General features: G+C 47.7%; 12 protein-coding genes, 1 tRNA gene and 1 other RNA gene. 8 read left to right on the forward strand and 6 right to left on the reverse strand.

Annotated features, from left to right (window positions below; genetic code table 11):
* Nucleotides 1-346: 346 nt before the first annotated feature.
* From ilvB to B7991_RS00210, 5 genes are all read left to right on the forward strand, one after another.
* Nucleotides 347-2,065: a biosynthetic-type acetolactate synthase large subunit gene (ilvB, locus tag B7991_RS00190; RefSeq protein ID WP_014547308.1), complete on the forward strand. Its 1,719-nt coding sequence runs from the start codon at nt 347-349 to the stop codon at nt 2,063-2,065.
* Nucleotides 2,066-2,080: 15 nt separating this feature from the next.
* Nucleotides 2,081-2,575 carry an acetolactate synthase small subunit gene (ilvN, locus tag B7991_RS00195; RefSeq protein WP_088629071.1) on the forward strand — a complete coding sequence of 165 codons (495 nt, stop codon included), beginning with the start codon at nt 2,081-2,083 and terminating at the stop codon, nt 2,573-2,575.
* A gap of 413 nt (nt 2,576-2,988) precedes the next feature.
* The gene (locus B7991_RS14600; protein WP_141099811.1) at nt 2,989-3,534 is read left to right on the forward strand and encodes a hypothetical protein; all 546 of its coding nucleotides are present in this window, start codon (nt 2,989-2,991) and stop codon (nt 3,532-3,534) included.
* Between the two features lie 25 nt (nt 3,535-3,559).
* Entirely contained in the window at nt 3,560-4,219 is a 660-nt protein-coding gene (locus tag B7991_RS00205) for a hypothetical protein (protein ID WP_088629073.1), read from the forward strand.
* On the forward strand, nt 4,216-5,307 hold the full coding sequence (locus B7991_RS00210; RefSeq protein WP_088629074.1) for a radical SAM protein: 1,092 nt from the start codon (nt 4,216-4,218) through the stop codon (nt 5,305-5,307). The genes B7991_RS00205 and B7991_RS00210 overlap by 4 nt, the downstream gene beginning before the upstream one ends.
* Before the next feature lie 239 nt (nt 5,308-5,546).
* Here B7991_RS00210 and B7991_RS00215 read toward each other — a convergent pair whose 3' ends face one another.
* The 4 genes from B7991_RS00215 to B7991_RS00230 all read right to left on the reverse strand — a co-directional run bounded on the left by B7991_RS00215 (nt 5,547) and on the right by B7991_RS00230 (nt 9,274).
* Entirely contained in the window at nt 5,547-7,127 is a 1,581-nt protein-coding gene (locus tag B7991_RS00215; RefSeq protein WP_088629075.1) for a glycosyl hydrolase family 8, read from the reverse strand.
* A 114-nt stretch (nt 7,128-7,241) separates the two neighbouring features.
* Nucleotides 7,242-7,655, reverse strand: a complete 414-nt coding sequence (locus B7991_RS00220) for a hypothetical protein (RefSeq protein ID WP_088629076.1) — start codon at nt 7,653-7,655, stop codon at nt 7,242-7,244.
* Between the two features lie 186 nt (nt 7,656-7,841).
* Nucleotides 7,842-8,202, reverse strand: a transfer-messenger RNA (tmRNA) gene (gene ssrA / locus B7991_RS00225).
* A 328-nt stretch (nt 8,203-8,530) separates the two neighbouring features.
* Nucleotides 8,531-9,274 (reverse strand): glutaminyl-peptide cyclotransferase, encoded by a 744-nt coding sequence (locus tag B7991_RS00230; RefSeq protein ID WP_235002959.1) that lies wholly within the window; start codon nt 9,272-9,274, stop codon nt 8,531-8,533.
* A gap of 26 nt (nt 9,275-9,300) precedes the next feature.
* On the opposite strand from B7991_RS00230, the gene B7991_RS00235 reads away from it, so the two are divergent.
* Entirely contained in the window at nt 9,301-9,867 is a 567-nt protein-coding gene (locus B7991_RS00235) for a DUF4416 family protein (protein WP_088629077.1), read from the forward strand.
* A 65-nt stretch (nt 9,868-9,932) separates the two neighbouring features.
* Entirely contained in the window at nt 9,933-10,304 is a 372-nt protein-coding gene (locus B7991_RS00240; protein ID WP_088629078.1) for a DMT family protein, read from the forward strand.
* 113 nt (nt 10,305-10,417) lie between these two features.
* On the opposite strand, the gene B7991_RS00245 is transcribed toward B7991_RS00240, so the two are convergent.
* Both B7991_RS00245 and B7991_RS00250 read right to left on the reverse strand, forming a co-directional pair.
* Entirely contained in the window at nt 10,418-11,893 is a 1,476-nt protein-coding gene (locus B7991_RS00245; RefSeq protein ID WP_141099812.1) for a fibronectin type III domain-containing protein, read from the reverse strand.
* Nucleotides 11,894-12,213: 320 nt separating this feature from the next.
* A tRNA-Pro gene (locus B7991_RS00250) sits at nt 12,214-12,287 on the reverse strand.
* Between the two features lie 181 nt (nt 12,288-12,468).
* Between B7991_RS00250 and lexA the strand changes: the two genes are divergently transcribed.
* The gene (lexA, locus tag B7991_RS00255; protein WP_088629080.1) at nt 12,469-13,122 is read left to right on the forward strand and encodes a transcriptional repressor LexA; all 654 of its coding nucleotides are present in this window, start codon (nt 12,469-12,471) and stop codon (nt 13,120-13,122) included.
* Nucleotides 13,123-13,215 lie beyond the last annotated feature (93 nt).

Raw genomic sequence — 13,215 nt, forward strand, 5'->3', positions numbered from 1 at the left:
AGTTTTGGGTTCTTGTTGTCAGACATTTGCGGGGCAAATCCGTTCTCGGATATATTTTTCGCACACTCGCCAAAAATTTCACATTATTTTGGATACAAAATGAGCCAAACAACAAATTTTAGCTCAAAAATCTTCAATTTTTACTTTACCACAATTCATCAAATTCAAACTTTTAACAGAAATCGTCAATTTTTACATTTTTCAGACTTTAAAAATCAAAAAATTTCACCAAAAATTGCAAAAATTTTCACAAAGTACGGTTTTCACCTCTTGCCACCACATTAAAATACTCCTATATTTCAATCCATCTAAATTTTCATCTATTCTTTAAAAGACAGGAAAAATTATGGCAAACAAGACCTTAAGTGGTGCCGAAGTGATTATCGAATGCCTCAAGCGTGAAGGCGTTGATACAATTTTCGGCTATCCCGGTGGATCGGCCATTCCGATGTTCGATGCCATCCTCGACTCCAGCATCAAAGTTGTGCTCAGCCGTCATGAACAGGGCGCAACCCACATGGCTGACGGTTATGCCCGCCAGACCGGTAAGGTCGGTGTAGCTCTTGTCACTAGCGGTCCGGGTGCAACGAACACGTTTACAGGTATTTATACAGCTCTCATGGATTCTAGCCCGATCGTCGTGCTCACGGCACAGACGACGACTCCGAACTTGGGCAAGGACGCCTTCCAGGAATGCGATACTAGCGGTATGACATTTGCAACCGTGAAGCATTCTTACTTGGTGAAGGACACGAACGACCTCCCGCGCGTGATGAAGGAAGCTTTCCACATCGCACGTTCCGGCCGTCCGGGCCCGGTGCTTATCGACCTTCCGAAGGACGTGACTGCAGGCCCCTGCACCGCTCCGTTCACGGACCAGATGGACCTTCCGGGTTATAAGATTCCGACCTACGCTTCTACTGAAAGCGTCGAAAAGGCCGCGGAATACCTCAAGAATTCCAAGAAGCCGCTTTTGCTCGTGGGCCACGGTGCCATGATTTCTGGCGCACACCGCCAAGTGAAGGAACTTGCCGAAAAGCTCGGCGCTCCGGTTTGCTGCACAATGCTTGGCCTCGGTGCATTCCCGACCGACCACGAACTTTCTCTCGGCATGCTCGGCATGCACGGTACAATTTACGCCAACAAGGCTGTCCTCGAATGCGACTTGATCCTTTCGATCGGTAGCCGTTGGGACGACCGCATTACAGGTAAGCTCAGCGAATTCTGCAAGAACGCCGTGAAGATGCACATCGACATCGACCCTGCCGAAGAAGGCAAGGTGTTGCAGCCGGATGTGTTCATGTGCGGTGACGCGAAGCTCGTCTTGGAACAGCTCCTCCCGATGGTGAACAAGCTTGATACCGCCGACTGGATCAAGACTTGCCAGACCTGGAAGAAGCGCTACCCGCTCACCTACGCCAAGCAGGGTGGCCTCCGTATGCAGCACATCGTTGCTACCGTGAGCGAACTTACGCAGGGCAAGGCTATTGTCACTACGGACGTGGGCCAGCACCAGATGTGGGTCGCACAATTCTTCCACATCAACTATCCGCGTCAGCTCCACTCCAGCGGTGGCGCAGGCACGATGGGCTTTGGCTTCCCGGCTGCTATCGGTGCCGCATTCGGTAACGAAACCGGTTGGCCGGTTTGCAGCTTCAGCGGTGACGGTGGTTTCCAGATGACCGAAGCAGAACTTGCAACGGCAGCCATCCACAAGCTTCCCATCAAGATTTTCGTGATGGACAACAAATACCTCGGCATGGTGCGCCAGTGGCAGGAACTCTTCTATGACCACCGCTATTCCAGCGTGGACATGAGAGGCAACCCGGACTTCGTGAAGCTCGCTGAAGCTTACGGCATCCCGGGTCTCCGTATCAAGCGCCCGGCAGACGCTGAACGCGTGATCCAGAAGGCTTTGGACTACAACGACGGCCCGATTCTCATCCACTGCGAATGCGAAAAGGAAGACAACGTGTTCCCGATGATTCCGGCAGGCGCTCCGATCACAAGCATGATCACCGAACAGCCGAAGACGCAGCTCGAAAAACCCACCGGATCGACGTAATAGGAGAATTAGAAAATGAAAGATATTGCACATTCTATTAGCTTGTTAGTGGCAAACCGCCCGGGCGTGCTCGTGCGTATTGCACTCGTGTTCTCCCGCCGTGGCTACAACATCGATTCTCTCGTCGTCTCCCCCACGCTCGACCCGAACTTCAGCCGCATGAACATCATCGCTCATGGCAATCCCGAAATCTTGATGCAAATCATCAAGCAGCTCGAAAAGCTCGTGGACGTGGTTCAGGCCAAGGACCATACCGGTACGGACGCTGTGGAAAAGGAACTAGCCCTCATCAAGGTTCGTTGCACTGCAGAACAGCGCACCGAAATTTTGCAGCTTTGCGACCATTTCCATGCCAACACGGTGGACATGACGATGACTTCCATGATTATCCAGATTACGGGCAACAGCACGAAGGTCGATACGCTCAAGAGCTTGTTGCAGAAGTTTGAAATCGTGGAATACATCCGCACGGGCAAGGTCATCATGCTCCGCGGTGAAGACAAGACGTAGCACGTCATTCTGAGGGCAAAGCCCGAAGAAATGAGAGCGAAGCGAATGAAGCAGGTTGCTCGCAAACCTATTTCTGAGCCGAAGCCTCGGACGCGAAGCGTCAATCCAGTTATATCTTGTAATAAAACTTAACTAGATGGGGCTACGCCCCAACTCTTTGGCTCGGTTATGCCCATGCAAGCATGGTCGCAACACTCGCCTTCTGAGTTGTCTTCCACCTTCGGTGTCAGGATGACGAATTGACAATTACGATAAAGACGCTCGGGAAACCGAGCGTTTTTCTTTTGCCCCCTCTATATGCAACGGATGCAACAAAATCGTTCAGCGCTATTCATAAAAACAGCCCAAAATTGCATTTTATATTCCAAAACAAACTATATTAAGATAGAGTGTTATGGTTGAAGGAGATTTTTATGAAAATCGAGAAGAAGAAAGTTATCGGAAATTCACGTTTATCCAAAGCCACTAAGGCAGGGGTAGCCTCGTTGCTTGGCATGTCCGCCATTTTGATGAGCGGTTGTTTAGACGATGCCGAAAGCAGTCCAGTTGCAGGCCCAATCGAACCAGACAACAACACCCCAAAAAGTCCAGAAAACACGTCCAGCTCCTCTGTAGCAGATATTCCGCTAAGCCACGAACGCCTCAGCAGCGAAGCCATCGAAGCGCATTCTTCTTCATCTGTACAATCGCCGAGCAGTTCTTCAGAAAATCTCGCCAGTTCTTCTTCAGAAACGCCCATTAGCTCCTCAGAAAAAGCCGTCAGCAGTTCATCCGAAAGTTCCAGCAGTACATTTGTAGAACACGTTCGCAGTTCTTCAAGTGATACTGTAGTCCCTCCATATCCAAGGATGTGCGAAACTGTAGATTCCACAGGAATTCATGTCATCATGTGCCATGATGACGATCGCGGTATGATAGCAAGCATGGTTTCCACATACGAAATGCTTGACTTGTCCTAATTGAATTTTGTAGCCTGGAGTAACCATGAAAATCGAGAAGAAAAAAGTCGTTAAAAGCTCAAAATTGAGCCATTTTACCAAAAGTGCAGTCGCAGCCGCACTCGGAATTGCAGCATCCATCGGCGCAACAGCCTGCGATGACAGCATGTCTGCAACAAGCGATGACAACAAAAAGCAAGAGCCTGAACCGACATGCGGTGAAACTGCATGCGGAGAACAATTCAGCAGTTCCAGCTATACCGACATTTCTTCAAGCGGCGAACACCTCAGCAGCGAAGCCATTGAAGCGCTTTCTTCTGCAAAACTGCCCAAAAGCAGTTCTTCAATAATCTCAGCAGGCATCCCTCACACTTATTCGTCATCGTCCGTCGAAAAACCTAGCAGTTCGTCTTACGAGCCAATTATAGAAGCGGGCATTCTCCCGCCGTACGAAGAAGATCTGGATGTAAGCAGCAGTTCTTCCGACACCACGCCGACATCGTCCGCAAACGAATCTAGCAGTTCTTCGGAACAGACTCCCTACGGTGATTGCGCTCCAGACGATCAAAAATGTATTGATGATTGGCGTTGCCAACACAACGACCCGCTCTGCCCGCAAATTTACATGTGCGACGACCCTAAAGACCCGAGATGCCAGATGGTCAGCATGGTGACCACGTTCGAACAAGATGACATTCAAGCATGAACTTAGTTCTTTGCCTTACAGAGCAATGTAATTTACGTTGTACCTACTGCTATTACAAGGAATCGCAAGCGGACCGCAAAACGGTCATGGACGATGCGACTCTCGAGCAGGCGATTAAAATTGCGCTCGACCGCACGATTTTCTTTAGGCAGTCGTACTTAAACATCACGTTCTTTGGGGGGGAGCCGCTTTTGCAAAGAGACGCAATTTATAAAGGTGTCGAATTCGCAAAGGCGGTTGTCGATAACGCGATGGACAATGGCAAAATTTCTAAAAATTTTAGGTTGCAATTTGCCGTCAACACCAACGGCACGCTTTTTGACGACGAGTTCTTTGACTTTTGCGAGCGCGAAAAGTTCCGCATTTACCTTTCGCTCGACGGGCCAGAATACCATCACGATATCGCCCGCCGCACAGTCAGCAATACGGGTAGTTTCAAGGCCATCGAAAAGCACATTCCACAATTCGTGAAACTCGGCGCTGTAGCATTGAGCACAGTCACGCGTGCACATGTTAGCACGCTTTTCGAGAGCGTCAAATGGCTGCACGAACAGGGATTCCAAAGTCTCACCACAAGTGTCGATTTTGACGGCAAATGGACAGGCGAAGATTTTGACAAGCTCGCCTTGCAATACCAGAAAATGGCAGAATATTGGAGGGCATGTCGCGAAAAAGGCGACAAGTTCTTCCTCGGCACAATTCACGACAAAATAAAAATAACGCTTATCAATTCACGATACAGGCTTTATTCGTGCCATGTATATAATGGAGCCATTGGTGTCGCCACGAATGGAAATATGTTCCCTTGCACACGGTTCATCACCTCAAACCCAAACACCCACTATGTGCAGGGGAACGTTTTCACCGGCTTTGACGAGACGGCTTGCGACAAGATTCGAGAATTTTTGGACAACGACAAAAAGGAATGCGAGGGGTGCGATATTCGCTACCGCTGCTGTGCACATGAATGCGCCTGCACGAGCTACTACACGACGGGGACAATAGAAGGAGTGTCGCCCGAAGTGTGTACGCACGAGAGAATGCTCGCAGAAATCTGCGATACATTGCTAGAAAAAATATCTGCGTAGAATAGAAAGGAGATTCCCGCTCGGAGGCGGGAATGACAAAGGAGCCGAGTGATGCAGAAACATGCTTGCATGTTTCTATATCCGAGGCGAACAAGTCAAGCCCCGTTAGGGGAATGACAAGCAAGGCGAGCGCAGCAAGAATGAGTATACTCATTCTTATTGCCGAGCCACAGCAGTCAAGCCACGAAGTGGAATGACAAAGTCAAACGTGTCATGCCCCACTTGATGGGGCATCACCTTTAGCGAACTGTAATCTTGCGAGAATAACTTTGTTTACGGCCAACGGCCTTCACAATATAGATTCCGCTTTGGCCACGCGTCTTCCAAAAGAAATCTTTACCAGAAGCAGTCGCCACAACGTGGCCGTTCAAGTCAAAGATTTTCCACTGAGCCTGTTCAGAAACAGACATCATCACAGCGCCATCTAAATGGCTAATCTTCATGCCGGCAATACCGGCAAGACGTCTTTCCGCAAGCTTTAACGAAGGCGTAAGCGAAGAAGAATCCCCAACTGTTGCCGCCTTCGGATTGTCAATGGCATCGACAACGTTCACAAAAGCACCGCTCATCATGGAAGTGCCGAACCAGGCAAGGAACTGGTCAAAATACATCTCGTTATGGAGCGTATCTTCGAGCGCGTCCGTTTCGTTCTTTGCAAGTCCAAAGTAATCGCCACCTTCATAGAACTTGCCCATTTCTTCACTGAAAGCAATTCGGTCAGCCTTCTCGCCCACAGCCATAGCAACCGTTGCCCACATGCCAATCGTCAAATGGCTGTGTTCACTGCGGTAACGCCATGTCGTAGAATCCTTGGAATTGTTGAAATCATACCATTTATCTTCAGCAGGCAACAGTTCGCCAGCATTTTCAATCTGGTAGAAGTTCGCAGCCTTAGCGCCACCCTTCGAATTGATAAACGTCAAAGCATTCTTGAGGAACGTCTTTGCGCGTTGTTCGTCAAACCAGATAGCGTCAATAGCGACACGCCACAAAATGCGGATTGCATCCTTGAAAAAGGCGCGGCTTTCAAAATAAGCATTATAGCCAAGACCGGCAGAACCAACCCAGCCGCCTTCTGGAGTCATCCAGTCCGGTACCATGCCCATGCTGTAACCCGGGCTTAGAGCAATGATTTCGTAGGACTTGTCAACCACAGTATTCCAACGATCACCATTGGAATCGAACTTAGCAAAGACCTTGTACCAAGCCGGAGAGAAATACCCCGGATTGACAAATTCATAACCACCCCAGCCTGCACCCGGAGCCAAAATTCCATTACTTGTAATTTGCTTGGAGCTCCACATGCAATCGAGAATTTTCTGCGCATGCGCCTTATAATCGGAACCAAGCTTTGCCGAAGTGTACGGCTGCCACTTACCCGCAGACACAAGCTTGTCGGCAAAAATCAAAGCCAAAGCGACATCTTCCTCGGCATCAGAAGCAGCACCCAAGCCCGTAATTTTTCCATCGGGGCCCATCTGCCAGTTGTAATAGCAGCTGCTCCACATCAATGTATTTGCTTGTTCCCACATTTTATTGAACGAAGCCTGATCATTGGCATAAAGCGAGACAAGCATTCCATAGCCAACGCCTTCACTCACGGCATCGCCCGGGGTTTCGCTCTTTGGACGGTGAATCAATCCAGCACCAGCACTATACGGCTGGATATTTCGACGAACTAAGCCCTGCCACGTACTATCAAGAGCCTTGTTCCAATAGGCGGCATCGACTTTAGGCTGTGCGTTCGGCAAGTCCAAAACAGCAAGTGACGTGGTGAAAGCCGTTGCAATGCAAAGCGGCAAAATACGAGAAAATAACATAAAACCTCCACACACCTAATCCAACCCAAACCAAATTTAGAAGTTTTATGTTGAAATTGCAAGAAAAATTTTAGACAAGAAAAGAGCTTAAAAACAAAGCAATTCGAAAAATATTTAGAAACCTAGCACGGCTTCGGAGATTTCATTTGCTTCGTCAGAACCGTCATCGGCGCGGTCTGCATTGAATTCACCCCAACCTTCGCTCGTTCCGCAGCCCACGCCAACATCCATCGTAGACCACTTGAACACGGCATACACGCGCTCGAAGCGTTCCAGGATTTCAGTCAGGACATCCTCAGGAGGTTCGTTTTCGACAAGGAAGGTTCCATCGACCGCATACAGTTCGGACTCAGGGAGTTCTTCGAAACGGCATTCGTATTCATCAGTCATGTAGTCTTCGACAGAATACCATTCTCCGGAATCGACACTCGGCAGTTCGGCCTCTGGGAAATGCTCCATGAATTCGGACCACAAAGCATCAAGATCCTCTTGAACTCCAATAAAGCGAACTAAGATTCTGCAATCCATACAACCTCCTTTTGAATTTAATTTAGAAAGATTTTTTGAAATTTACTTCTGTGAGCGATAAGCGACCCGTATTAACGGGTCGTGTTCGCGAAAGCGAGGCGAAGATGGATTTTTCCAATTGCACAAGAGCCGAGCGGTTCTTATAAAACAGAAAAGAAAAGGGCTCTCATGGAGAGCCCTTTTCTTTTCTGGAGGTGAGGGGAGTCGAACCCCTGTCCAAAATCACGTCCATGTACGTTCCTACAAGTGTTCCCTTCGTATTTAAGATCTCGTCTTATCCACGCCCAAGAAGGTCGGCGCGGAGTTTGACCAGCCTAGTAAATCTCGGGAGATGCCCCCAGGCATGACACTTCCCTATCCCATATTGCGTCCGGACGTACACCCCGATGGGAGCGGAATGAGGCCCGGCGTTGCCGTTAATTAGGCAGCGAGTGCGTAGTTTTCGTCAGCACTTATTTTTTTTCAGACTTTTTAACGAGTTGCCCTCGTCTGAGACCTCGACTTGCAACTAACACTTCGGTAACCCTGTCGAAACCAGAGCACCCCCGGTGCTTGCACCGGGGGTGCTCTGGTTGAGACCCGTCGATTAAACGCGACTTTAAGGAGCGTTTAAGCCTTTGAGAACGCCGTGCGTTCGAAAAGCCCGAAGGGTGAGAATAACGCGAGTAGCGTTATTCGAAGCAAACCAGAGTACCCCCGATTCAACGCAAATATACAAAAATCGATCGCACTTGGAAAGTGATTCGAGATGGAGATTTCCTCCCGGAACGGAGTCCGGGAATGACAACGGAGCCGAGCGATGCAGAAACATGCTTGCATGTTTCTATATCCGAGGCGAACAAGTCAAGCCCCGTTAGGGGAATGACAAGATTCATCTAAAACTTGACTTTATAGATTTGCGGCCAGAGCTTGCCGGTAATCCAAAAATCCTTGCCGTCGTAGGCAATGCCGTTCAAGACATCTACGCCAGGGAATTTTTCGCGAATCTCCCCCGCTTTTTTCGAGAAATCGATGTAGCGGAGAACCTTCCCGCTCGGAAGTTCAATTTCAGCAATAAAGTCCGTTTGCCAGATGTTTGCGTACAAAAGATTTCCGACGACTTCAAGTTCATTCAAAAGCTTAATTGAATAACGACCGTCGGTTACCTTAATAATCCCCGACACAGCAAAGCCACCCGGTGCAATTTGCAAAAGTTCATCGGAGCCATTGCTCATCAAAAGCTGGTCACGCCAAAGCGTAAGTCCCCAGCCTTCGGTCGGGATGCGAAACTCCCCTTTCTTTTTGAAAGGCTTGCGAGAATAAATAAAAGCCTTGTGCGATTTCCACGTGAGGTAGTAAATCTCGTCACCAAGCACAACGGAACCTTCACCAAAATAACGATCTTCAATGCGTGCGGAATCAAGAATTTTTCCGTCGAGCGTACGACGATACAGCCCCGATTTCCCATACTGGCCCGTGGTTTCAATCAAGTCCTTGCCATCAAACGAGAGCCCCTGCGTAAAGTGAGACTTTTCGTGCGGAATAGAATCAAGAATTGTCGGCACGACACGCGGAGCCTCGGCATAGGCAGACGAGAGAGCAAAGACGAGAAAAGCACAAAAAGATAAACTTCTAAACATATCGTAAAATTACTAAATTTGCGCGCATGGGTGAAATCAGAACTCCTGCCAAAGTGAAAATCATCGTTGGCATTCTCGCAAAAGATGCCGAATCCGTAGAAGCGGTCCGCGGAGTGCTCAAGTCGCGTTTCGGCGAAGAAGACCTGAACTTGGAACCGTTCCCGTTCACATTCACCAACTACTACAAAGAAGAAATCGGCATGGCTCCGGTGCGAGCATTCTTTAGCTACGAACAGCTCGTGGACCGCGAAACAATTGTCGATATCAAGCTTTGGACAAACGACATTGAACTTGAAATTGCAAAAGCAAACGGAACTCCGGGACTGCGCCCTGTAAATCTCGATCCGGGCTACATGACGCTTGGGCAGTTCTTTTTGGCAACGACCAAGGACCAGCGCCAGCGCGTTTATATGCAACGCGGGATTTTCGTGGAGCCGACGCTTTATTTTCAGGACGGACATTTTCACGCTTTTGACTGGACGTACCGCGACTACCAAAGCGAGAATTACATCAAGTATCTCGAAGAAGTACGCAAACGCCTCGCCTACCAACATTCTACAGGAAGACCATATAGATTGCGGACCCAGAAGTAACTGGATGGGGCAAGCCCCAATGACAAAACACTAACAACTAATAACCATTGGCTAATGACTAAATTATGAAAGCTGGTATTTTTACAATTCTCCTCCTCTGCTGTTCCAACATTTTCATGACGTTCGCTTGGTACGGCAACCTCAAACTCAAAGAAATGCACATCAGCACCGACTGGCCGCTGATTCTCGTGATTCTCGCTTCGTGGGGCCTTGCCTTCCTTGAATACTGCTTTATGATTCCCGCAAACAGCATCGGCAGCCGCATCAATGGCGGTCCGTTCAGCCTGATGCAATTGAAGATCATTCAAGAAGCCATTTCACTTACGGTGTTCACAACGATTGCCGTGACGGTGTTCCACACGGAAACGCTCCAATGGAATCACATCGTTGCATTCTTGTTCATCATCGCCGCCGTTTTCTTTGCATTTTTGAAATAAATTATTAGGAGATGCCCTCCCGGAACGGGGTCCGGGATGACAGGTGGGCATGACATGAAAAAAGTCCGCACATCACAACGATGTCGGACTTTTTTTGCAATAATCGTTAGACTTTATTTGGTATTGCAGAGGTCGTCTGCGCCACTGATGTCACTGAGATTGAACGGCTGAGTCCATTCGCTCCAGTCCGTTTCGCCCTTGCCCTTACCATTCGCATTATCCTTCCAGACAGCACGAATTTGTACATAGTATCCGCAAATTCCACGGACATAGGATTCAAGGCATAGCGCCATATTCGCTTCATTTGCAGCAATGGCTTTCCATTCTGCCGGATCCGTATCAGGATCATAAAGTTTAGCATGGTTTTCAGCCGTATATTTATATTTGGATGCACAGTCATTAAAGACTTTCGTTTTCTTTTCGGCATCAGCATAATCGTCATAGACACTAAAGCGCTTCGAAATAGACGGTTCCTGATACGGGAATGTTTCAGTCCAATAGCAACTATCGCACTTATTGGACTTCTTCATACCTTCGCAATTGCCCTTATAGTAGTTGTAATTTTCCAAAGAGGTGAACCAACGGGCTTCGTAATAAACGGTATCCGTGTACTCGGATTCAACGATATACTTGCTAATGAGGTTTTCCGTAATTGTATAAGTCGCTACAGCGCCTGTGTACACTTTATCTTCCGAAGAAGTATCCTTATCCGCCTCAATACCCGTGTTATAATACAAAGTAAACTTAGTCGACGGCGTCGGAGTATTGAGAGCCATGTAATCACGGTACGCAACATCCGGAGTCAACTGGACAGCTTCAGTAAAGGCAGAGGTATCACCACTATTGACTACAGCAATGCGATAATACGTTTCAATCTGGTCACGTCCCTGAATGTAATAGTTACGGACATTACCTTCGATCTTGGATTTAATGCTCTTCCACTTGAAATCCTTGAGCTTGGAAGTCTGGATAACAAAGGACCTGTTCGGATCATCACTTAAGTTACTGTATTTCCAGCTGAGTTCCCAAATGCTCGGAGCAATTCGCGTCAAAGCAAGATCCGTCGGCATATCGCTTGTCACGGTAGTCGTCGTAGAATCTTCAGTTGCGTTTCCGTCAGCCTTGATTTGCTGACGATTGCTTTCTTTAGACCTACCGCATTTATCAATAGCAACAACACGGTAATACTTACCGGCCTTTTTAGCCCCCTTCAGCATGTAAATGGTAACGTCGGCATTAGTCGTGCCTTCGCTTTCCCACTTAGGGGACTTATCGTCCATATTCAACGATTCAATTTCAAAATTAGTTTCGGCACGCGATTCATTGCGGGTATAATCCCAAGAAAGGAGCCACAGAGAATCGGATTCCTTGGTTACAGTGAAATTTGTCGGAGCACCAAGTTCAAGCTTCTTGAGAACATCACAAGTATTTGAAGAACTGTTGGAATTTTTACCGTCATCCGAATTTTTCGAGGATGTAGAATCGGTGTAGTCATCCGAATCATCCGGCGAAGAGGAATTCGAACAGGCGTTCATTGAAACAAGAAATGCCAATGTTGTGGCCAATTTCCATATTGTGAACTTTCTCATAAGACACTCCCGTTGGGAAAAATTAATTTACAATCAAATATATCATTTTTATGACGGAATATATATAAAAATGAGTTTCAACCTAAAAAAATTGAACAAAAACGAAAAAAGGGCCCTCAAGGGGTCCTTTTTCGTATCGGGGTAGCCAGATTGCCAAATCGTTCACTTCGTTTTTATGCTAGGGGTAGCCAGATTGGCTGCGCTGGCTTCGGTTTCGCTTCGCTCACTTCCCAGCTTGCCCTTCGGGCTTCACCTTCGGTGAAGCTGATCTGGCTACCTATGATACGAAAAAAGGACCCACGAGGGGTCCTTTTTTCGTATCGGGGTAGCCAGATTCGAACTGACGACATTCTGCTCCCAAAGCAGACGCTCTACCAGGCTGAGCTACACCCCGAAGTGCTCCAAATATAACAAAAAAAGCCCTATTTTTGAATATCATGATTATTTTTTTTCAACAAAATCATTTTTTTACAAAAAACTTTACTTTTGTGCAGTGAAAATATTGACATTTGCCCAGTTGTGCATTATATTTTATACATAGAAATTCCAGATTCCTTTACGACGAGAGGCTAACAATGGAAAATACAAACGAAAAACGCAAAGAAATGACGGCAAGACAAGAAGAGATTTACGAATACATCAAGAAGTATTCTAAAGAAAATCACATGCCGCCAACAGTTCGCGAAATCGGCAACCATTTCGACATTTCTTCGACGAACGGAGTGCGTTCCATTCTCGCTGCCCTCATCAAGAAAGGCTATATCAACCGCTCTCCGCGTCTCAGCCGCGGCATCGAAATCTTAAATGACGAAAAGGAATCCGGCAAGGAAGTCGTCAACAACACAATCGAAATTCCTATTGTCGGGCGTGTTGCTGCAGGTACTCCGATTCTCGCCGTTCAAAACCTCGAAGGAACCGTTACTATAGATCGAGACTTCCTCGCTTGCCGTAGCGACGTGTTTGCTCTCCGCGTCAAGGGCGATTCCATGATTAACGCAGGCATCTTCGATGGTGACTTGATTTTCGCTCGTCAGCAAAAGACCGCCGACCTTGGCGAAATTGTCGTTGCACAAATCGATAACGAAGCAACAGTCAAGTACTATCATCCGAGCGCCGACCACGTCGAACTCCGCCCGGCCAACCCGAAGTACAAGCCCATCATCGTGAACAACAAGAAAGACTTCTCTATTGCAGGCCGCGTCATCGGCGTGATGAGAAAGGTTAATTAATTTATATTCAATATTTTTTTTCAAACAAAAAAACCGAGGTTCAACGCCTCGGCTTTTTTTACACAATTAATGAATGGGCCAAGCCCCGAACCT

It is taken from the genome of Fibrobacter sp. UWB3 (assembly GCF_002210405.1).
GTDB lineage: Bacteria > Fibrobacterota > Fibrobacteria > Fibrobacterales > Fibrobacteraceae > Fibrobacter.

Coding starts and splice junctions, on each gene's coding strand:
- B7991_RS14600 (WP_141099811.1), top strand. CDS start 2,989: ATGAAAATCGAGAAGAAGAAAGTTATCGGAAATTCACGTTTATCCAAA.
- B7991_RS00235 (WP_088629077.1), top strand. CDS start 9,301: ATGGGTGAAATCAGAACTCCTGCCAAAGTGAAAATCATCGTTGGCATT.
- B7991_RS00245 (WP_141099812.1), bottom strand. CDS start 11,893: ATGAGAAAGTTCACAATATGGAAATTGGCCACAACATTGGCATTTCTT.
- lexA (WP_088629080.1), top strand. CDS start 12,469: ATGGAAAATACAAACGAAAAACGCAAAGAAATGACGGCAAGACAAGAA.
- B7991_RS00205 (WP_088629073.1), top strand. CDS start 3,560: ATGAAAATCGAGAAGAAAAAAGTCGTTAAAAGCTCAAAATTGAGCCAT.
- B7991_RS00220 (WP_088629076.1), bottom strand. CDS start 7,655: ATGGATTGCAGAATCTTAGTTCGCTTTATTGGAGTTCAAGAGGATCTT.
- B7991_RS00230 (WP_235002959.1), bottom strand. CDS start 9,274: ATGTTTAGAAGTTTATCTTTTTGTGCTTTTCTCGTCTTTGCTCTCTCG.
- B7991_RS00240 (WP_088629078.1), top strand. CDS start 9,933: ATGAAAGCTGGTATTTTTACAATTCTCCTCCTCTGCTGTTCCAACATT.
- ilvN (WP_088629071.1), top strand. CDS start 2,081: ATGAAAGATATTGCACATTCTATTAGCTTGTTAGTGGCAAACCGCCCG.
- ilvB (WP_014547308.1), top strand. CDS start 347: ATGGCAAACAAGACCTTAAGTGGTGCCGAAGTGATTATCGAATGCCTC.
- B7991_RS00210 (WP_088629074.1), top strand. CDS start 4,216: ATGAACTTAGTTCTTTGCCTTACAGAGCAATGTAATTTACGTTGTACC.
- B7991_RS00215 (WP_088629075.1), bottom strand. CDS start 7,127: ATGTTATTTTCTCGTATTTTGCCGCTTTGCATTGCAACGGCTTTCACC.